This window comes from Aciduliprofundum boonei T469 (genome assembly GCF_000025665.1).
GTDB lineage: Archaea > Thermoplasmatota > Thermoplasmata > Thermoplasmatales > Aciduliprofundaceae > Aciduliprofundum > Aciduliprofundum boonei.
This window is the reverse complement of sequence record NC_013926.1, coordinates 1182901-1202577: the sequence shown is the minus strand read 5'-3', so window position 1 is coordinate 1202577 and position 19677 is coordinate 1182901. Positions and strand designations below refer to the sequence as shown.

Here is a 19677-nt window from a genome sequence, read left to right as displayed (position 1 = left end):
GAGGATGGCTGAAATTGGAGCAATAAGGAGTTTTTCGAAGGCTCACGAGTCGCAGATTAAAGAGTTTAAGTATACATTGCATTTAATAAGAAAGAGTCCTCTAACGCTCACAGGTTTAATTATTCTAATCTTCATATTCTTGGTTGCGGTTTTTGCTCCTTGGATCGCCCCATACCATCCTCAATATGTGGGTGGACAACAGTATTGGCCCTATGATTCATCAGCGATGCTTGAGCCACCTAGTTGGAAACACTTGTTTGGTACCGATGATATGGGCCATGATATATTTAGTATGGTCGTTTATGGTACTCGAGAAGCCCTTTACATAGGATTCATAGTTGTAATAGTGGCAATGCTTATAGGTGTTCTCTTGGGGGCATACTCAGGTTATATTGGAGGATGGTTTGATGAAATTATGATGAGAATCTGCGATATGTTCTTTGCGTTTCCCGGATTAATTTTGGCAATGGCTATAACTGCAGCTCTCGGTCCGGGATTGCAGAATGTTATGTATGCATTAATGATCGTTTGGTGGCCTGGATATACAAGAATAGTGAGAGGCCAAGTTCTATCTGTAAAGGAGAATCAATATATAGAGGCAGCAAGGGCTATTGGCATAAGTAGATTCAAAATAATATGGAAACATGTCATACCAAACTCATTGCCCCCAATTCTTGTCCAAGCTACCATGGATCTTGGAAATGTTATTCTAACTGCTGCAGGTCTGGCCTTCTTGGGTCTAGGTGCTGCTGCATACACTGCAGACTGGGGCGTTATGGTTAGCCAAGGGCGCTCTTGGCTGGTTTCTGGCTATTGGTGGTGGTCCACATTTCCAGGACTTGCAATATTCATAACTGTACTAGCTTTCAATCTATTTGGTGATGGAATCAGAGATATCTTGGATCCGAGGTTAAGGAGGTGAAAGCATGGATAATGAGATATTGTTAAAGGTTGAAGATCTTCATACTTATTTTTACACTTATGAGGGAGTTGTAAAAGCTGTGGATGGTGTTTCTTTCTTTGTAAAAAAGGGGGAAATTTTCGGGCTCGTAGGTGAAACTGGTTGCGGAAAATCAGTAACTGCTCTTTCTGTAATTGGGTTAATTGATGAGCCTGGAAAGATAGAGAGCGGAAAGATAATTTTCCAAGGGAAGAACCTTAGAGAGTTACCAGAGGATGAAATGAGAAAAATTAGAGGTAAAGGTATAAGTATGATATTTCAAGAGCCTATGACTGCTTTAAATCCTGTGTACACCATAGGTGATCAAATTCTAGAGATAATCCTGTTGCATAAATATGGTATTGAAAATATCAAAAAAGCTCCAAAAGATATTAAAAAGAAGGAAAGAAAAAATGTTATAGATATGTTGAGGTTAGTTAGGATGCCTGATCCGGAGAGAGCTATAGATAGCTATCCCCACGAGTTGAGTGGAGGAATGAGACAAAGGGCTATGATTGCAATGATGCTCGCTACCGAACCCTCTTTGCTTATAGCAGATGAACCTACAACAGCTTTAGATGTGACTGTTCAAGCTCAGATTTTAAATATCCTACTGGATATGAGAGAGAAATTGGGGATATCAATAATTCTTATTACGCATGATTTGAGTGTTGTAGCAGATGTATGCGATAGAGTAGCGGTGATGTACGCTGGAAATATTGTGGAGATGGCAGATGTTTATACAATTTTTAAAAATCCTGTACACCCCTATACCAGGGGACTGATGCAAGCTATACCCAGTATAGCTGAAAAGAAAGAGGAATTGAAATATATCAAAGGTTCTGTACCCAATCTAATATACCCACCTCCTGGATGTAGATTTCATCCAAGGTGCGAGTATGCCCAAGATATATGCAAGAAGGAGAAACCTAAGTTAGTAGAGATAGAGCCAGGACACTATGTCGCTTGCCATTTTGCTAAGGAATTCTTTGAAAAGATCAAGGAAACGGAGGGTGAGGATAATGAGTGATGATACAATTCTTCAAATTTATGGATTGAAGAAATATTTTCCAGTAAAGGGAGGTATGTTTGGTAAGATCATTGCCCATGTTAAAGCTGTAGATAATGTATCATTAGAGATAAAAAAAGGTGAAACCTTAGGTATAGTTGGAGAATCTGGCTGCGGTAAAACAACATTGGGTAGGACTATTTTAAGGCTTATAAAAGCAGATGATGGCATGATTTTCTTTGAAACACCCAAAAATGTGCAGGATAGAATTAGAGAACTTGTGGGCAAAAAAGATGAGAAATCTAAAAGAGAATTGGAAGAAATAAGGAAAAAATATGATTTGAACTTGAAAAAAGATAAGGAAATGATGCCATATAGAAGAAAAATGCAAATAGTGTTTCAAGATCCACAATCTTCCTTAGATCCCAGAATGACTGTTAAAAAAATACTTGCCGAACCTCTCTTGACGCATAAGGTAGTGCCTCCTCATAAAGTCGAAGATAGAATAATTGAGCTGCTTGAGCTAGTTGGCTTGAAAAAAGAGCACCTTCACAGGTTTCCTCACGAATTTAGTGGGGGACAAAGACAGAGAATAGGTATCGCAAGAGCCATATCGTTAAATCCTGATTTTATAGTGCTGGATGAGCCTACATCTGCGTTGGATGTATCTGTGCAGGCTCAAATTTTAAATCTTCTAAAGAAGTTACAGAGAGACCTAAAATTAACATATATTTTCATCACGCATGACCTGAGTGTAGCTAGGCACATGGCTCATAGAATAGGTGTGATGTATGTAGGAAAACTTGTAGAACTAGCACCTGCTGAAGATTTATTCAATGATCCTCTCCATCCTTACACTAAATTGCTCCTTGAATCCATACCTATACCAGACCCAACTAAGAGAAAGAAAGAGAGAAAATTGTTTACAGGCGAGGTACCAAGTGCCGTCAATCCACCCAAAGGATGCAGGTTTCATCCAAGATGCGAATATTTCAAAGCTGGTATATGTGATAAACTAGAGCCACCATTAATCGAAGCAAAGCCAGGGCATTATGTAGCCTGCCACCTTTACACAAAGGGATAATAAAATGGACAGGGAGCTGAGGAGAAAAGTAATTCGATTGACCTTCACGATACTTGGATACCTAATGGCTTTAATGTTTCTTCTGGGTGGAATAGTGGATCTGTTAATTCACCTTTGGCTATCTTCGGCTATTATGCTATCTATCTCCATAATTCTGTTTCTTTTAACTTTTTATCTATATATCGGTACCTCTCTTTATGTTATCTTTGAAGATTCGGTCTATGTGCCTCGTCTCTACAGGCATGGTGATGCGAAAAAGAAAGAGATCATGGAACTGAGAGATGTGAAAAAAGTATTGGAAATAAAAGGATTTCTACGCGAAGGTTTCTTATTCTATGTTTCGCAGAAGGGCTATTATTTCATAAAAAGGTCCGTTTTTAATGAGATCAGAGAAAAGTTACCTTCCAAAGTAAAAATTATATGGCTTAAAAAATCTTAGATTTTATATTTTATATGTCCTATTGGTTACTTAATAATTATTATACACATATAATGTTTATTTAATCAACAAATTATGCAACGATGCTTTTATTTTCTTCGAAATTATGTAGGTTTGTGGATATGGAAAGGGAAATAGAGAAGGCAATTGCTCTGATTCGCAGAGGTTATCCAAAGGAGAGAATAATAAAAAAGATCTCTAAAAATCTCGATGCCGAGGAAGTATATGAAGTTGCAAAGTGCAGAATAAAAATAAAGGATAAATTCTCAAAAAAAGAGCTGTATTTTGACACCTATGGATTGAGATACTCTACACCAGAAGTTATAGGGAAATACAGAGCGGAAAGAGTAAGGGATTATACAATAGCGGATATAAGCTGCGGTGTTGGAATGCAGGCAATTTTTTTTGCCCGCACAAATAGAAAGGTTTTATGTGTGGATATTGATAAGAGAAGAATTGAATATGCAAGAAGAAATGCTAAAACATACGGAATAAAAAATATGCAATTTATCTGCGGAGATTGTTGTAGCAACGAAATTTACAATATCGCTAAAAGATATGATATAATCTTTTCAGATCCTGCAAGAAGTGAGGAGGAGAAAGAAAGAGATTTAAGAAATCTCTTGCCTTCACCTTTAAAAATTATAGAGAAATATGGAAAGAGAGATTACATATTTGATATACCTCCCCAAATTTCTCAAGATAAAATCCCAAAAGATTGGGAAAAAGAGTATATATCGTTGAATGGTAGCATTAGAAGATTAACAGCATATATTGGTAGCCTCTACAGAGTTGATAGAAGAGCCGTTGCATTACCTTCTGGTGAAACACTGGAATCAAATGACGATGATGTATTTACTTTAAAAAGTGAGTTTAGTAATTACGTTTATATAGTTGATGAAGCACCTTATTATGCCCATTTGTTAGGGGAGCTAGAAAAAAGGTACAAAGGATTGTGGTATGTTTCTACAGGGAAAAGAAGAACCCTGGCATCATCTGATAATTTAATCAAATCTCCTTTTCTAAAGCCTTTCATTGTTTTGGACTATTCTGAGAATTTAGAGGACATAATTAAATTCCTGCGTAAGGAGAAATTCGGAAAGGTTACATTGAGAATGAAGTTGAATCCAAAGGAATATTGGAAAATAAGGGGGAAAATAGAAAGAGAATTAAGTGGAACGGATAAAGCTTCGCTTTTTCACATTAATGGAGTATATGTGGTAGCAAAGGATGTAACATAACCTATGTTATGTTTCATTTATTCAATTGACCTTATAATTTGGTATATTTTGGTTTGATAGCGTAGAGGTAAAATCAAAAAATGCCATTCCATGGGGTCGTTAAGTTTATGATTGTGGAGTGGATGTCCATCTATGGACATTAACGCTCTCTATCTCCTTATTGAAGATCTTATGTCCTATGAGAGATTTAAAGATGAGATTAAAAAAAGAGAGAAAGAGTATGATGGGTTACTCAATGAAGAGGCGATAGCTTATATGATTGTAGATGAGCTTGGTAGAAATCCGGGAAATAAAATGAAGATTGCAGATTTATACGATGGAATAAACGCCACGATAGAGGCAAAAATAAAAAGAATAGGCTCCGTGGAAACAAGGAAGAACGGGGAATTAAGAGTTATGAGAGTCGATATTTATGATGATACCGGCTCATGTCAACTCGTACTTTGGAACGAGGAAATAGATAAAATAGGTATGCAACTAAAACCCGAGATGAAGATAAAGATAATAAATGGATATGTTCGAGAGAATATATACGGCTTACAGGTATCGCTTGGAAGATGGGGGATAATTGTATTTCAATGATTTAGTAAGTATAATAAATGTAATAGGTTTATAAAATAAAGTGATTTAAATGATGAATAAAAAAGAGGCCTTGGAAAAATACGAAAGGGCGAAGAGTAAAGGTGAAGTGGATAAAGATATAATATCCCTTCTAGAAAAAATCAATTCTTTGCCTTATTTTTATACCACTAGTAGTTGCTCAGGTAGAATTGTGCTGTTAAATATACCAGAAATAGGCGATAAAAAAGATGCAAAATTCGTTTGTAAATGGCATAGGGAAGTGGATAAAAAAGAGCTTGTAAATTGCTTAAAGGATTACAAAGAGCATTATTTGTTTTTTATTATGCAATCTCCCATAATTCATATTGTAGCATCTGAGACAGAGTGGGCAAATAAATTGATAAAGATATCCTTAGAATGCGGATTTAAATACACATCAATAAAGAAAATTGAATCTAAAAAAATTCTTGTTGAAGTGCTTAGCACCGAGAATTTGCACATTCCAATAGGAAGAGAGGGAAAAATTATTGTGAAAGAGGAACAGTTAACATTCTTTTTAGAAATGGCAAATAAATTACTTATTAGGGCGAAGGGTAAATTAAAATGCCTGGAGGAAAAAATTAACTCCCTTCTTCTCTCATCTTCTTAATTTTCCAGTATCTAGTAACATATCCCGCCAGCATGTTTCTCAATCTCTTTGTCTGCACATCAGTCAATTTTGATACCATAATTTTGTTATTTTCAAAATCGCCATTAAATTTATCAGGATAAGTATCCACAAGCGTTCGTGCGACTCTTTTTATGTTTGAAGGCCTTATTGATCCCATAGTTGCCGCAAATGGAAGCTTAAATATATACTTTTCCCTAGCATCTCGCTATGAAATCAGCTAAACCTCTTGCAATTGCAAAGATTGCAACATAATCCGGTACACAATATTCTCCCTGAAGTTCATACTTCTCCCCGTTCAACTCTATTTTTAGTGTATTTTTTATTTTTATTTTTGTATTTTCATTTTTAAATACTTCTGGAATAGCATCCTTTAAAGGGTTAAAATATTTAAACTCTTTTAAGGTTAAAGACCTAACAAGGAAACCAGTTTTTCCATGTAATGAACCTATTAATCTTATTAACCTATGTATGTCAGTTGTTACAGGTTCGTCTACCTCACCTTTTATTCTTATTTTATTCTTTATGTATATCAAGAAGAGATCTCGAAGGGCATCATTCTTAAAAATTTGGAGTTTTTGTGACTCTTCACTATTGGCAAGATGCTCTAATTTTGTAGTGTATTCCTTATTCTCTGACAATAATTCTCTTACAAGCTTCTTTGATAACTTTTTATCTTCTAAAACTTCATTTATCTTCTTTATAAGCTCATTCTCTCCAAAGGAGTTGTATATTTCAAGAAGATACCTTGACTCCCTGATTATCTCTGCGTGCACTTTGCTGTACCATCCACCATAGTTGAGAGGATAGAGATAATAGATTTTTCTTCTCTTTCTTCTTCCAGTTTTAATCTCTTCAACTCTAAAAAATTTATAAATATCCACTCCTTCGCCTGTTATGTAATTCACAATTTCCCTTCTATTGTCGCTATCAAGCTCCCAAACCTCGGGATTTCTCACATAAATATGGTATCCCCTGCCACCCGAGAATGCAATAAATAAATCATTTTCTTTAAACCCCATATCTCCCACCAAGAAATCAAATATCAATTTCTCTGCCTCTTTTTTTACTATTTTCAACATATCTTCATATCTTTTTCCTTCTGTTTCTGGTATGTGATCAGCATCCAGATCAAATATCAGGTCGGCTCCTAACCATCCTTTTTCTTCCATATCTTGCACATCTGGAGCTTTGTAATAGGCGGTAGAATAATACGCATGTTTTGGGACATTTTCTACCAAAAATCTCTTTATCTCAGAGCTTCTCTTGAAGCTTTTATGTCTTAGCACAAATTTTTTATCAAAGAACATAAAACCATACTCTCTCTTGGTAAATCTTGGAGGTAAAAGAATATCGTTTTTCAAATAGTATTCCCGAAATTTAGATTTGAGAAACGCTGTGTTTGCATCCACATAATTGTTATTTATGTCCCCTATTAAATGATTTCTACATAAAACTTATTTTAGAAAATTTAAAAAATGTTTAGTTCATCACCATAAGTATGCAGAGAAGATTGAAGGGAGGAATTATTGCATTCATAGCCATCCTATTAATAGTCATGATTCTTTTGTATCCTCAAATTCCCCAGAATCAAGCTCCCCAAATGCCTCAAAATAATACAAAGATAATAATTTCCTTGTATTTTGGAGAGAAGATAATTGAGGAGAAAAATGTTAAGCCGGGAGAGAATGTTATAGATACCCTTGAAAAAATCGCAAATGTATCCACGGCTTATAATGGAAAATTTGTTACAGGAATAAATGGTATACGCCAGAACGGCACATTTTTCTGGTTCTATTATGTGAACGGTATATTGGCTAATGTTGGGGCATCTTTATATAAAATACATCCAGGAGATGTGATAAGATGGGATTTTCATAGGTGGAAATCCAATTCAATAAACTATGCGGAAATAGCAGATTTTCCAGAGCCATTCTGGCATGGTTATAATGGAATGGTTTATAATACCACAATAGTATACCAGAATAGGTATTTTAAATACGCAAAAGAGCTAAGCTCATATTTTGAAAAATTTGGAATAAATTCTATCCTCACAGAGAATATAACTACGGAAGAGTTGCAGAACAATAATGTGATAGTGATTGGATACGAGAGTTCAATATGTGATTATTTGAATAGTATACATACCAAGCTTGGATGGGATTACTATGTTAAAGACGGAAATATCATGGCAGGAGAAAGAGTTTATCAAGGATCTTTTATACAAATATCCCAATCTCCCTTCAATCCCAAGGGCTTGAATTCCTGTGAGAATGTTATTATGTGGATTTATGCCACAGATGAAAATTACTTGAGTGTGAGCATAGAAAATTTGTTAAGTGGGAACATAACTTTATTTTGGTATTTTAACGGTGAGAGGATATGATAATCTTGCTCCTTTTCCTTCTCTCCTTAATTCTCTCCTTTCTCGCTGGTAGGGTGCAAATAATGAAAATAAACATCAATCATTTTGTTATATTTGTGTGGCTAATGCTTATCATATACTTGAGTTTAATATTTTCCTCCCCATACATTCTATTTTCCATATTTCTCTCATTAATCGTATTAAAGATGATTATGAACTCCCATTTATGGCATACGCTTATGAGATACACTATTTATTTTTCTATTTTCATTTTTATTTTTAACATACTTTTAGGCACAAATGGAGAAACCGTGCTCGTGGAATGGAATTTCATTAAAATTACATACGAATCAATTGTTTTCTCCTCCTCAATGATTCTTCGTCTTCTCATAATAATGGGAGCATTTGCCATATTTAACAGCAATGTGGGAATGGAAGATTTGATAAACATATTGGAGAGATTAAAGATTCCTCATAAAGCGATAATGACCCTATCTATTTCCCTTAGATTTTTCCCAATAATGCTTGAGGAAGCAAGGGATTCTCTAAATGCTTTAAAATTGAAGGGTCTACCTGTATCCACAGGAAGTTTAAAAGATAGAATCAATGCGAGATATCCTGCCATGGCCACCCTTCTCAATATATCGATGGAAAGAGCCATAGAGATTGGAGAAGCTTTGGAGACAAAGGGCTATCCCTCTAAATCCCGGAGGGCTTGGAAAAGGATAAATCTAAATACACTGCAAAAAATGGCTGTTTTCATTCTAATTTTTACTGCCATCATGGGCACCATTTACATAACTTTTCATGGGAATTTTGTTTTTTATCCCAAGGTTGGGAGAAATTATAGCGTTCCAATGTGCATTTTAATGTTTTCATTACCTCTTTCTCTGCTATTAGGGAGGGTGAGCATCTATGATTGAGTTCAAAAATTTTTCATTTAAATACGCTTTATCCAATAAATGGAATTTAGAAAAAGTAAATTTGAAAATTGATAGAGGAGAGTTTGTTTTGGTTGTGGGCCCATCAGGCTCTGGCAAGACAACATTTTTAAGATCTATAAATGGACTCATTCCTCATTTTTATAGCGGTGGATATGAGGGAGAAGTGAAAGTAAATGGCAAGGCGATAAAAAATAACCCTCCAAGAGAAATTGCAAAGTGCGTGTCCTCAATCTTTCAAGACCCTGAAAATCAGATTGTTATGGAAACTGTTGAAAGAGAAATTGCATTTCCCCTGGAGAATATGGGACTGCAGAGTTACGAAATATCCAAAAGGGTAGAAGAAGCTTTAGATTTAATTAATATTGCAAATCTTCGAAATAGAAGAATTGAAGAGTTATCTGGAGGGGAAAAGCAAAAAGTTGCCATTGCAACGGCTATTGCCACATATCCTGATTTTCTGCTCCTTGATGAGCCTACAAGTCAATTATCTCCCAATTCTGCTGAGGATATTCTAAGCTTGTTAGAAAGACTAAATGATGATTTTGGGATAGGTATTATCCTAGCAGAGCATCGCTTAGAAAGAACTATGTACAGAGCAGATAGAATCATTGTGTTCTCAGGAGGGGAAATAATTGGTGATGGAGAGCCTAGAATAATAGCATCTAAAGTTGATTTTGATGCCTTGGGTATAGGGTATCCTCAAGTTTCCAGACTGGCTATTCTATTAAAAAAAGATTATCTGCCTCTCTCCGTAAAGGAGGGAAGGAGAATTTTGGCTAAAGATTTAAAAAGATTGAAATACAAGGGAGAGAAAAAAGAATACGGGAAAAAGATTTTAGAAGCAACAAAATTAAAATTTTCCTATGATAAAAATGCAGTTTTAAAAGGATTAAATTTGAGCCTCTATGAGAACGAAATTTTGGGAATTGTAGGTAGAAATGGTGCTGGGAAAACTACGCTTGCAAAGATTTTGGTGGGCCTATTAAAACCGCATAAGGGAAAAATAGAGAGGAGAGGAAAGATAAGCATGGTATTTCAAAATCCAAATTTGCACCTGTTTGGAGATAGTATTTATGAAGATATTTCTACGGGTGTTAAAAATGATGAAAAAGTAGAGCATATAATGAAAAAGCTAGGTATATGGAATTTGAGAGATAAGAACTCAAAGGATCTATCTGGTGGAGAGAGAATGCTAGCTGCCATTGCCTCTATTGCAGTTATAGAACCAAAGATACTTATTTTGGATGAGCCTACGAGGGGTTTATCTTACTCACATAAGTTAAAATTATCGAAATTTCTAAAGGAATATGCAACATCAAGGGGGATAATACTTATTAGCCATGATATGGAAATGATAGCGAGAACGGTGGATAGAGTGGCTATTATGGCAGAGGGAAGAATCATAGTTGAGGGAGAGAAAAGAAAGATAATGCCGAATTCTCTAAACTACACAACACAACTGAACAAGCTTTTGTATGGGGTTGGAGATAAAAGGATACTTGTAGAGGAAGATATTGAGGGATTATAAATGAGAAAAGATAGTTTTTTTCTAATAGTTACAATAATTCTAATTTTAGGTATTGGTGCATTGTCCACATTTTATCCAAAATTTTTAGGCGTGACTTCAATGCTTATACTCCTTCTAATTCTATTGGCCTTACTTGTGTTATATGAAAGAAGTGCGAATAATAGCAAAGAAATCGCCGTCATAGCTATTTTGGGCACTTTCTCAGCAGTAGCAAGAGTACCCTTTGCTGCAATACCAAATGTTCAACCTTGTACATTTATAATCTTGGTTTCTGGATATGTTTTCGGTCCATTTGCAGGATTTATGATTGGAGCAGAGACAGCGCTTCTTTCAAATTTCTTTTTAGGTCAAGGACCCTGGACACCTTGGCAGATGTTTGCTTGGGGAATAATAGGAATAATTGGGTGGCTGTTTAGAAAGTTTATGTATGGGAAAAAGCATGAGTTCCTTGCCTTCTTAATCTTGGGATTCTTCAGCGGGTACCTTTACGGTATAATAATGAATGTATGGTACTGGCTTGCGTTTATCTACCGTTTAACTTGGCAGAGTTTTCTGATGGTTGAAGCTACATCCATCTGGTTTGACACTTTGCATGCCTTGGGCAATGTTATTTTCATTGATCTATTTGCTATAAGGTTTATAAAACTGCTTGAGAGATATAAATTGAGATATGGATTATTCAATAAAATTCCAAAGAATTCTGCTTCATAAACTCTCTCATAAGGGATGTGGCATAGGAGCCGCGATGAAGGATAAACCTAAACTTACAATTGTCTCGATTATAATCCATAATAGGAGAAATTATGTTTCTTCTTCTACCCTTTGAACTCAATTCTGGAATCTCTTTTATGTGAAACATTTTTTTATTTATCCCTTCCTCATCAATTACCTCTCTTTCGATATCTCCCTGAGACTCCTCACTAAAATATGAATTATATCCAAATAGTATGGTGGAAACATATGCTTTTTTTGCATTAATTAAATTCTTAATTTTTTCAATATTGAAATCTGTAACTTTAACAAATTCTTGCATAGGCAATCCAAATTTATCTACCTTCATAATTATATCTCCAACTTGCACATCAATTCCTATTTCTAATCTTTTACTAAGAATTTTGTTGAATATATAACTCTGATATCCATGCACGAATAATAGCAAGAGATTCTTGGGTAGCTGTTTTAGAGCACCCACATAATCTCTCTCATTTTTTATCAGGTAATTCAGCATTGCTCTCTCATAACTTGCATTTTTACTTATATTTTTTATGGCTTCCCGTGCATCCATATTCTCAAAGAAGATTTTTCTTCCATCATCCTCATCAAAGGAAGAGGGAAAGCCTATGTAGTATCTTACAGCCTCATCATATCTACCTTTAATTATAAATTTTCCAACAATATGGGTTATAGGTCTGCTTGCTCCAAATCTCTGCACACCAAAGAAATTTGGGAAAAAACCATTTAACTCCTCTTCTATCTTATCAACTCTATCATCACATTTTGCATCTCTAACCACTATCTCGAATTTGTTTCCATACAAATCTCCTATGTTTATCTCCCTACTGCTTCTAAATTCATCAAGAATTTCAACATCCTTAAGATTTAAGTTTATTTTTCCTGGATAATTAAGGATGCAAAAATATTGTATGGTTACTCCTCTTTTATCTTTATTTCCTGCAAATTTTATGCGGTGTCTGCTAATTCCCAAATTTTTGCTCAATATTTTCACGAATCTGTTAGTTTCCCAGTTAAAAAGTTTAACTTTTAAACAAAGATGTTTGCCATTGTCCTTCTTTTCCAGCTCTAATGGAATCTCTTCAACATAAAAATCTTCAACATTTTTCCTTAACTTCCCACCTATGCCAGAAGTGGAGGATAAAAAAGAAAAAATGCCTATATCTTTCTCAGTGTACATTATATCCAGACTTCGTCTACCAGCCTGTACTCTAAAATTTCACTATCATCAAAGAATATTGGTATCTCTCTCTTTGCTGATTCCTCAGAATCCGAGCCATGCACAAGGTTGTTCTGTATACTCATTGCAAAATCTCCTCTTATCGTTCCTGGTTCTGCTTCTATCCCATTTGTCTTACCCATCATCTTGCGGACAACTTCTATGGCTCTATCTCCTTCTAAAACCATTGCCACTATTGGGCCAGAGGTTATGTAATCTATCAAGCTCTCATAGAATGGCTTGTCTTTATGTACCTCGTAGTGCTTCTCAGCTCTTTCCCTGCTCATCCAGAGCATTTTCATTGCCACTATCTTCAATCCTTTCTTTTCAAAGCGGGAGATAATCTCCCCCATAAGCCTTCTATTAACCGCATCAGGCTTAAGAAGTACCAATGTCCTTTGCTTCATTTTCTCGCCTCTGTATTAAATGTAATCTAACTTCTTTTTCCTTTCTATACGCAGCGGTCCATCTAACCTTGCGAGGTATTCTGTGCAATTCGATCATATTCTTGTAGCATTTGCTACTGCAGAAGTAGTAAACTGTGCCAGTCCTAGTAACATACATCTTGCCAGTGCCCGGCTCTATTTCTTTTCCGCAGAAGGCACAAACATGCTTTGTGGGCATTTAAATCACCTTGCCTCCAGCTTTCTTGCCTCTCTTGCAGTTTCTCTAAGCATCAATATATCCCCAACTCGCACAGGACCCATAACATTGCGGGTTAGAATTCTCCCCTTATCTCTACCTTCAAGAACGCGAACCTTTACCTGAGTAACCTCACCGGTCATCCCTGTTCTTCCCATAATTTCAACGACTTCGGCGGGCGTAGCTTCATCTGCCATCTAAATCACCTTTACTTCTTTATTGCCTTAATCTGCTCGATTATTTCCTTAAAAGAATCATTAGCTTTTCCAAAGTCAAGGATGCTTACCGAGGCAGCACTCTTTATTCCAACTCTTTTGCCGAGCTCTTCCTTAGTAGCAACATAGCCATATGGGATTCCCTTCTCTTCGCATAGAAGAGGCAGATGAGCCACAATCTCTGGAGGATTTACATCCTCAGCAATTATGACAAATTTTGCATCTCCTCTCTCAATCGTTTTTGTGACTTCGTTCGTTCCCTTCCTCACTTTTCCAGTTTCTTTGGAAATCTCCACCGCACTAAGCATTTTTTCCTGCAGTTCTTTTGGTGTCTCAAACCTTACATATATTGCAGCCATTTTCTTTACCTCCTTCATTTAATCAATCATAGGCAAAGCACGAAAAGGCTTATTGTATAAATAATTTTGGAAAATCAGTAGACCACTGAAATCAGGTCATTTATGCCTCCTATCTCTTCCGTTATGTATCTCGCTTCTCGCTTCTGTAGGTATGGGGTATGCACCCCCGTTAGTATGGTAGTTATTTTTAATTTTTTTGTGTATCTATCATCAACCCTTGCTCCTATTTTTACCTCTGCATCATCTCTTATCCCGGAGGTTATTCCCTCAGCGATTCTATAAACTGTCTGTAATGACATCTCAGAGCCACCTGTGATATGGATAAGCGCACCGTTGGCACCCCTGTAATCTATATCCATAAGGGGGTTGTTTAAAGTATCCATAACGGCATCCTGGGGGGTGTAATAATTTCCCTCTCCATAGAGAATTGTAGATGTGCCTCCATTTCTCATCAACGCCTCTAAATCTGAGAAATCTATATTCATCAAAGAGGGTATGGTTATAGCATCTGCCAAGTTTGTTATGACATCTCCAATAAGGTAATCCATAATTGCAAATGCTTTCTTTATGGGTAAATTCTTGGCTAAGCTCACAAGCCTGTTGTTATCGAGAACTATAACTGTATGAGAATGCTCCCTAAATCTCTCAAGAGACATTTCAGCCTGCTCCCATCTCCTCTTTCCCTCCGCCTTAAATGGCATGGTTACCATTGACACAACGAGTGCTCCAGCATCCCTTGCTATCTCGCTTATAACAGGTCCTGCACCTCCACCAGTTCCTCCGCCGAGACCAGCAAGGAGAAATACTATATCTCCTCCATCAAGTATCTTGTATATATCGTTATATGCCATCTGGGCTGCCTGCTCCCCTATTTCCATATTTCCTCCTGCGCCACGACCGTTCGTTATCTTCTTTCCTATTAGAACCTTCTTTGAGGCGTTTACTATTGAAAAATGTGATTTATCCGTATTTACTGCTATCAATTCTGCCTTTAAGTTTTGAGTACTCAATCTTGTTATACTATTGCATCCACCGCCACCTATGCCTACCACCTTTATATTTACATCTGCCTCACTCTTTTCATCATACCCTGCAGAAAGGGCATCTTTAATCAAATATTCTAAACCCATCATCATCACCTTTCATATTTTTGTCAGACATATTAAGTATATATGTCCGACATATATAAGCTTTTTGCTTTGAGCCAAAAGGTTTATTTTCTCATAAACCATTATGCAAAATAGGCAGGAAAATTGTTAAGCACCTGCCAAGTGAGGTGATAATATGGAACCTGGTGAGATAAAAGTTAAGGATGTTATGACAAAGGATGTTGTTGTAGCTAAACTTGGAGATACCATATCTAAGGCAATAAGCAAGATGCAGGAGCATGGATTTCACGAACTGCCTGTGGTGAATGATAGGGGCGAGCTTGTTGGATATGTGAATTACAGAACATTGATAAGGAGAAAGAGTTTATCTCTATACTCCCGTGTGGAAAATATTATGGTAAAACCTCCAGTTTTAGATCCAGATGCAAGCATAGAGGATGCTGTTAAATTGATGATTGATGCAGGCTATCGCTCTCTGCCAATTGTGGAAAAGAATAAGCTCGTGGGCATAATATCAAGAACGGATATAATAAAGCTTGTTCCCAAAATGAAGGATGTTGCTAATATTCCAGTGGAGGATGTCATGACAAGTGAGCCGGAGCTTGTTGAGGAAGATTCGCCCATACAATATGCAGTTGATATAATGAAAAAACTTGGCGAGATGAGCGTGCCTGTGGTGGATGAGAATAGAAAACTTGTGGGTATAGTGCATATGAGAGATGCTGCTAAAGCAGTATGGAGAGAGAAAGAGAGGGCAAGTTTGGGAGAGGTATCTGGAGAGAAGAAAAAAGTTCAAATTTTGGTAAAAGAAATAATGGTTCCTCCAGTTTATGTTTCCGAAGATTCTATTTTAAAGGATGCTGTAGAGAAAATGATTGAATTTCACTCATCCATATGCGCTGTTATAGATAAAAAAAGTGTGCCAATTGGAGTGATATCTCAAAGAGATGTAATAGAAGCGATATTGAGGGAGGGAAAACAAGAAGGTGTGTTCGTCCAAATAACTGGATTGGACATAGAGGATATGGAGCCGTATCAAATAATTTACAACATGGTAGAAGAGTTTCTGCACAAAATCAATCGCTTTAAGGAATTCAAGCCCCAGCTCCTAACATTCCATGTTGAGGAGCACCATATCAGTGGAAAAGAGATAAAATACAGCGTGAGAGCCAGATTAACTACAGACCGCAGGCTCTTCTTTGCCAGAAGCTATGATTGGAATATTTACAGCGCATTTAAAGATGTTTTGGAGATACTAGAGAGAAATGTGAAGAAAGAAAGAGACAAGCTTCTTGAATTCAGACGGGAGACCCTATGAGGCGGTTGATATGGAAGACATTCTCGAGAGGGTATTAGAAGGTATAGATGCAAGGTTTGCTGAGATAAGGTACATGAAGATAAATATGAATATTATAACTGTGAAGAACGGAGTTATTAATGCTGTATCTTCTACGGAAGAAGATGGCTTTGCTGTCAGAGTTGTCAATGAAGGAATAGGTTTTTCAGCTACAAATGATATTTCTAATCTCAAGGAAATTGCAGAAAGGGCGGTAAAACTTTCAAAAAAGAGGAAAAACAGAATAGATTTTTCCTCAGAAGCTCGCTATGAAGATTCTTGGAGCGTGGAAGAAAAGAAGAAGATTGAAAATATGGATGTCGATGAAAAAATAGATTATCTACTCGATGTTGATAAGCGCCTTGGTGCTCAAATGAAGCTTCAAATGCTTAAAGATAAGAAAATAGAAAAATTGTACATAAATTCAGAAGGTTCAAAGATAAGGGCAAAAATCCCCCGGGTTGAATATTTCTATATGCTCGGTGTTATGGAAAATGGAAATTTTGAGCAGAGTTATAGGCAATATGGAATGAGCGGTGGTTATGAAATATTTGATAGATGGGATATACTATCTCTATTGCCTGAAGAGGAAAAAGCCCTTAGGGAAATTGTCAAAGCAAAAAAATCCCCAGAGGGAACATATGATTTGATTGTAGGTCCAGAGGTTGCAGGCATAATTGCTCATGAATCATGTGGACATCCAAGCGAGGCAGATAGGATACTTGGAAGAGAGGCAGCCCAAGCTGGAGAGAGCTTTATAAACCCTTCAAAGGTTGGAGAGAGAATAGGAAGCGAGATTGTGAATGTTGTAGATGACCCCACTGTGCCACACAGTTTTGGATACTACAAGTACGATGAAGAGGGCATTCCAGCAAGAAGAAGATACCTTTACAAGGATGGAAAAATAAATGAGTTTCTACACAATAGAGAAAGCGCTGGAAAGCTTGGTACAAAGAGCAATGGAGCAGCTCGCTCATCGTGGTGGAATAGAGAGCCCATAGTTAGGATGAGCACAACATTCTTTGAGCCAGGAGATTATTCCAAGGAAGAGTTGTTTGAGGATGTCAAAGAGGGAATTTATATGAAGAGCTTTACTGAGTGGAACATTGATGATATTCGCTACAATCAAAAATATGTGGGTAGAGAGGCATATTTAATAAAGAACGGAGAGATTGTGGCTCCTGTAAGAAGACCTGTTTTAGAAATAACCACTCCTGGATTCTATAGCAGAATAGATGCAATAGCAAAGGATTTAGAGTTCTTCGCAGGTACATGCGGAAAGGGAGATCCCATGCAAGGCGTTGATGTTTGGATGGGTGGCCCTCATCTCCGTCTTAGGGAAATTAAACTGAGGTGATATTATGGATCTTGAAAAAATTATGAATAAGGCTCAAAATTTGGGCATTGATGAAGCCTCTTTGATTTTAATAGAGAGGGAAAAAAGGCAAGTTAGATTTTCAAATAATGACATAGATATTTCTAAACTATGGGTTGAAAAGAGTTTAGAGGTTTTTCTTTCTAAAGGGAAGAAAGTGTTTATGACAACCATAAAAAATTTGAACAAGGCGGAGGAGCTTATTGAAAAATATGCAAGAATGCTGCAAACTTTGCCTGAAAACAAAGATTTTTATGGTCTGAACCCGAAAAAGCAAAATTATAGGAATAGGAAAATAGATTACGAAATTTTGGATTTAGACCTTGAAAATTTGGCCAAGGAAGTGATTGATGGGGCTATAGAAAAAGGAGCCATCAGAGCTGCTGGTGTGGTATATAGGGATTATGTGAAAAGAGAGATATTAACAAATTATAACAGTGCCAAAGATGAAGTTGCAAATGTGGATATAGTTATAAGGGCTTTCAACGAGTACAGAAATGCAGGTCAAGAGGCAATCACGACTGCAGATGCGAAGGAACTTGAAGATGCAAAGAGCATTGGAGAGAGAGCTGGAGTCATTGCCTCTCTTGGAGGAGAACCAAAAGATGGAGAAGAGGGAAAATACAAAATTCTATTTCATCCCCTCGCCTTTGGTTCTTTAATCTCTTACAGCATGCACATGGCCTCTGCATTTGCAGTTGATGCAGGTATGAGTTTCTTTGCAGGTAAGATCGGAGAGAAGGTCTATTCAGAAAAATTGACAATTTATGATGATCCAACTTTATTCTCCACGGGCTATCGCATATTTGATCAAGAAGCCACAGCTACTCAAAAAACACCCATAGTCGAGAAAGGTGTAGTGAAAAATTACCTTCATAGTTACTCAACTGCGCATAAATTCAATACTGATACCACTGGAAACGCTGGAATACTAAACCCAAATGCATGGCAGCCAGTTGTAAAAGAAGGAAACAAAAGCTATCAAGATTTACTATCAGAAATTGATAAGGGCTTATTTATAATCAATCTGTGGTATACAAGGTTCCAAGATTACAGAAACGGCGATTTCTCAACTATACCGAGGGACGGAATATTCTACATTGAGAACGGAGAGATAAAAGAATCTTGGAAAGGTATTAGAGTCACGGAAAATATGCCACACATATTCTCAAATATAGTAGAAGTAAGCAAAGAAAGAGAGAAAGTGAAGTGGTGGGATGAGGTTCTTCCTTCGTACCTTCCCTATATCCTTGTAGATGGGGTAAATATAACTCGTTCTAAACTCTAATTTTTTTATATCAGTAGTATTGCAATTATGCCGGAGAGGAACACTCCATCGAATGTGCCTGCACCACCGATGCTTGCCACAGGCGCTCCTAAATTCTCAATATCTTTCATATGCATCAAATCTGCACCTATCAGCGTACCTAGAGTGCCTGATATGTATGCAACAGCCACAGGATTTTCAGGGGCTATAAACAATGCAGTTAAAGATGCTACAATAGGTGGAATGAATGCAGGAAGCGCTATTCCCATTCCTTTAACCGGCTTTGCAAATATGTAGGACACTATTGCTACTATTGCTATACCTAAGATACTTTTTAGAATCAAAATGTAGTAAGAATGAATAAAGAGAGATACAAAAACCCACGAAGATATAAATATGGGTATAATTGCACCTCCAAGGTTTATTGCCAAGAGGGTGGTTGTATGAGGTGTATGGGGAATCTGATACTTTAATCCCCAAAAATTAACAGACCCCTTAGGGGCCATAGGGCTCTTACTCTCTATTCTTTTTATTGGTATATTTATGTAACTACCAATGATCGCAAATAAAAACATGGACATTGCTAGATTAGAGGGTATTCCCAATTTGACGAAAGCATAAGGCACACCAAAAATGAAAAACATA

The 19677-nt window shown here is 36.7% G+C and carries 23 protein-coding genes; 14 read left to right on the top strand and 9 right to left on the bottom strand.

The features are described 5' to 3' along the window. The first annotated feature begins 4 nt into the window (after window positions 1-4). The 7 genes from ABOO_RS06335 to taw3 all read left to right on the top strand — a co-directional run bounded on the left by ABOO_RS06335 (window position 5) and on the right by taw3 (window position 5923). Complete coding sequence (locus ABOO_RS06335; protein ID WP_008083844.1) at window positions 5-922, top strand: ABC transporter permease; 918 nt, start codon at window positions 5-7, stop codon at window positions 920-922. 4 nt (window positions 923-926) lie between these two features. Beyond that, window positions 927-1970, top strand: a complete 1044-nt coding sequence (locus ABOO_RS06330) for an ABC transporter ATP-binding protein (RefSeq protein WP_008083158.1) — start codon at window positions 927-929, stop codon at window positions 1968-1970. Further along, window positions 1963-3033 (top strand): ABC transporter ATP-binding protein, encoded by a 1071-nt coding sequence (locus ABOO_RS06325; protein ID WP_008082910.1) that lies wholly within the window; start codon window positions 1963-1965, stop codon window positions 3031-3033. The genes ABOO_RS06330 and ABOO_RS06325 overlap by 8 nt, the downstream gene beginning before the upstream one ends. 4 nt (window positions 3034-3037) lie before the next feature. Continuing rightward, window positions 3038-3472, top strand: a complete 435-nt coding sequence (locus ABOO_RS06320) for a hypothetical protein (RefSeq protein WP_008083943.1) — start codon at window positions 3038-3040, stop codon at window positions 3470-3472. Between the two features lie 122 nt (window positions 3473-3594). Beyond that, on the top strand, window positions 3595-4713 hold the full coding sequence (locus ABOO_RS06315) for a class I SAM-dependent methyltransferase (RefSeq protein ID WP_008083814.1): 1119 nt from the start codon (window positions 3595-3597) through the stop codon (window positions 4711-4713). A 132-nt stretch (window positions 4714-4845) separates the two neighbouring features. Beyond that, window positions 4846-5295 (top strand): OB-fold nucleic acid binding domain-containing protein, encoded by a 450-nt coding sequence (locus ABOO_RS06310; RefSeq protein WP_008083944.1) that lies wholly within the window; start codon window positions 4846-4848, stop codon window positions 5293-5295. Window positions 5296-5344: 49 nt separating this feature from the next. Further along, entirely contained in the window at window positions 5345-5923 is a 579-nt protein-coding gene (gene taw3 / locus ABOO_RS06305) for a tRNA(Phe) 7-((3-amino-3-carboxypropyl)-4-demethylwyosine(37)-N(4))-methyltransferase Taw3 (RefSeq protein ID WP_012997375.1), read from the top strand. On the opposite strand, the gene ABOO_RS06300 is transcribed toward taw3, so the two are convergent. Together ABOO_RS06300 and priS are read right to left on the bottom strand one after the other, a co-directional pair. Beyond that, window positions 5895-6101, bottom strand: a complete 207-nt coding sequence (locus tag ABOO_RS06300) for a 30S ribosomal protein S17e (RefSeq protein ID WP_008083137.1) — start codon at window positions 6099-6101, stop codon at window positions 5895-5897. The two genes, taw3 and ABOO_RS06300, sit on opposite strands and share 29 nt — an antisense overlap. A 37-nt stretch (window positions 6102-6138) precedes the next feature. Next, window positions 6139-7353, bottom strand: coding sequence for a DNA primase catalytic subunit PriS (gene priS / locus ABOO_RS06295; RefSeq protein WP_008083928.1), 1215 nt, complete (start codon window positions 7351-7353; stop codon window positions 6139-6141). A gap of 89 nt (window positions 7354-7442) precedes the next feature. Here priS and ABOO_RS06290 point away from each other — a divergent pair, with 89 nt between their 5' ends. From ABOO_RS06290 to ABOO_RS06275, 4 genes are all read left to right on the top strand, one after another. Next, window positions 7443-8327, top strand: coding sequence for a DUF4430 domain-containing protein (locus ABOO_RS06290; RefSeq protein WP_012997374.1), 885 nt, complete (start codon window positions 7443-7445; stop codon window positions 8325-8327). Window positions 8328-8389: 62 nt separating this feature from the next. Continuing rightward, window positions 8390-9229, top strand: coding sequence for an energy-coupling factor transporter transmembrane component T (locus ABOO_RS06285; protein WP_236614133.1), 840 nt, complete (start codon window positions 8390-8392; stop codon window positions 9227-9229). Then, on the top strand, window positions 9222-10778 hold the full coding sequence (locus tag ABOO_RS06280; protein WP_008083930.1) for an ABC transporter ATP-binding protein: 1557 nt from the start codon (window positions 9222-9224) through the stop codon (window positions 10776-10778). The genes ABOO_RS06285 and ABOO_RS06280 overlap by 8 nt, the downstream gene beginning before the upstream one ends. Beyond that, on the top strand, window positions 10779-11489 hold the full coding sequence (locus ABOO_RS06275; protein WP_012997373.1) for an ECF transporter S component: 711 nt from the start codon (window positions 10779-10781) through the stop codon (window positions 11487-11489). On the opposite strand, the gene truD is transcribed toward ABOO_RS06275, so the two are convergent. From truD to ftsZ, 6 genes are all read right to left on the bottom strand, one after another. Then, window positions 11458-12690, bottom strand: coding sequence for a tRNA pseudouridine(13) synthase TruD (truD, locus tag ABOO_RS06270; protein ID WP_008083913.1), 1233 nt, complete (start codon window positions 12688-12690; stop codon window positions 11458-11460). The genes ABOO_RS06275 and truD overlap by 32 nt on opposite strands. After that, window positions 12690-13136, bottom strand: a complete 447-nt coding sequence (gene ndk, locus ABOO_RS06265; RefSeq protein WP_012997372.1) for a nucleoside-diphosphate kinase — start codon at window positions 13134-13136, stop codon at window positions 12690-12692. The genes truD and ndk overlap by 1 nt, the downstream gene beginning before the upstream one ends. Further along, window positions 13108-13353 carry a 50S ribosomal protein L24e gene (locus tag ABOO_RS06260; RefSeq protein WP_008083061.1) on the bottom strand — a complete coding sequence of 82 codons (246 nt, stop codon included), beginning with the start codon at window positions 13351-13353 and terminating at the stop codon, window positions 13108-13110. Before ABOO_RS06260 ends, ndk begins: the two co-directional genes overlap by 29 nt. A 5-nt stretch (window positions 13354-13358) precedes the next feature. Next, a complete protein-coding gene (locus ABOO_RS06255) occupies window positions 13359-13568 on the bottom strand; it encodes a 30S ribosomal protein S28e (RefSeq protein WP_008082961.1) in 210 nt (69 codons plus the stop codon). An 11-nt stretch (window positions 13569-13579) separates the two neighbouring features. Then, complete coding sequence (gene rpl7ae / locus ABOO_RS06250) at window positions 13580-13945, bottom strand: 50S ribosomal protein L7Ae (RefSeq protein WP_012997371.1); 366 nt, start codon at window positions 13943-13945, stop codon at window positions 13580-13582. Between the two features lie 74 nt (window positions 13946-14019). Further along, window positions 14020-15075, bottom strand: coding sequence for a cell division protein FtsZ (ftsZ, locus tag ABOO_RS06245; protein ID WP_008083861.1), 1056 nt, complete (start codon window positions 15073-15075; stop codon window positions 14020-14022). Between the two features lie 154 nt (window positions 15076-15229). On the opposite strand from ftsZ, the gene ABOO_RS06240 reads away from it, so the two are divergent. Genes ABOO_RS06240 through ABOO_RS06230 form a run of 3 tightly spaced genes read left to right on the top strand, consistent with a single transcriptional unit; the run spans window position 15230 to window position 19053 of the window. Then, window positions 15230-16372 carry a CBS domain-containing protein gene (locus tag ABOO_RS06240; protein WP_008083967.1) on the top strand — a complete coding sequence of 381 codons (1143 nt, stop codon included), beginning with the start codon at window positions 15230-15232 and terminating at the stop codon, window positions 16370-16372. A 10-nt stretch (window positions 16373-16382) separates the two neighbouring features. Continuing rightward, on the top strand, window positions 16383-17747 hold the full coding sequence (locus tag ABOO_RS06235) for a TldD/PmbA family protein (protein ID WP_008083847.1): 1365 nt from the start codon (window positions 16383-16385) through the stop codon (window positions 17745-17747). Window positions 17748-17751: 4 nt separating this feature from the next. Then, on the top strand, window positions 17752-19053 hold the full coding sequence (locus tag ABOO_RS06230; protein ID WP_008083789.1) for a TldD/PmbA family protein: 1302 nt from the start codon (window positions 17752-17754) through the stop codon (window positions 19051-19053). Between the two features lie 5 nt (window positions 19054-19058). Here the strand turns inward: ABOO_RS06230 and ABOO_RS06225 are convergent, their stop codons facing one another. Next, a complete protein-coding gene (locus ABOO_RS06225) occupies window positions 19059-19676 on the bottom strand; it encodes a DUF1614 domain-containing protein (RefSeq protein ID WP_236614132.1) in 618 nt (205 codons plus the stop codon). Window position 19677 lies beyond the last annotated feature (1 nt).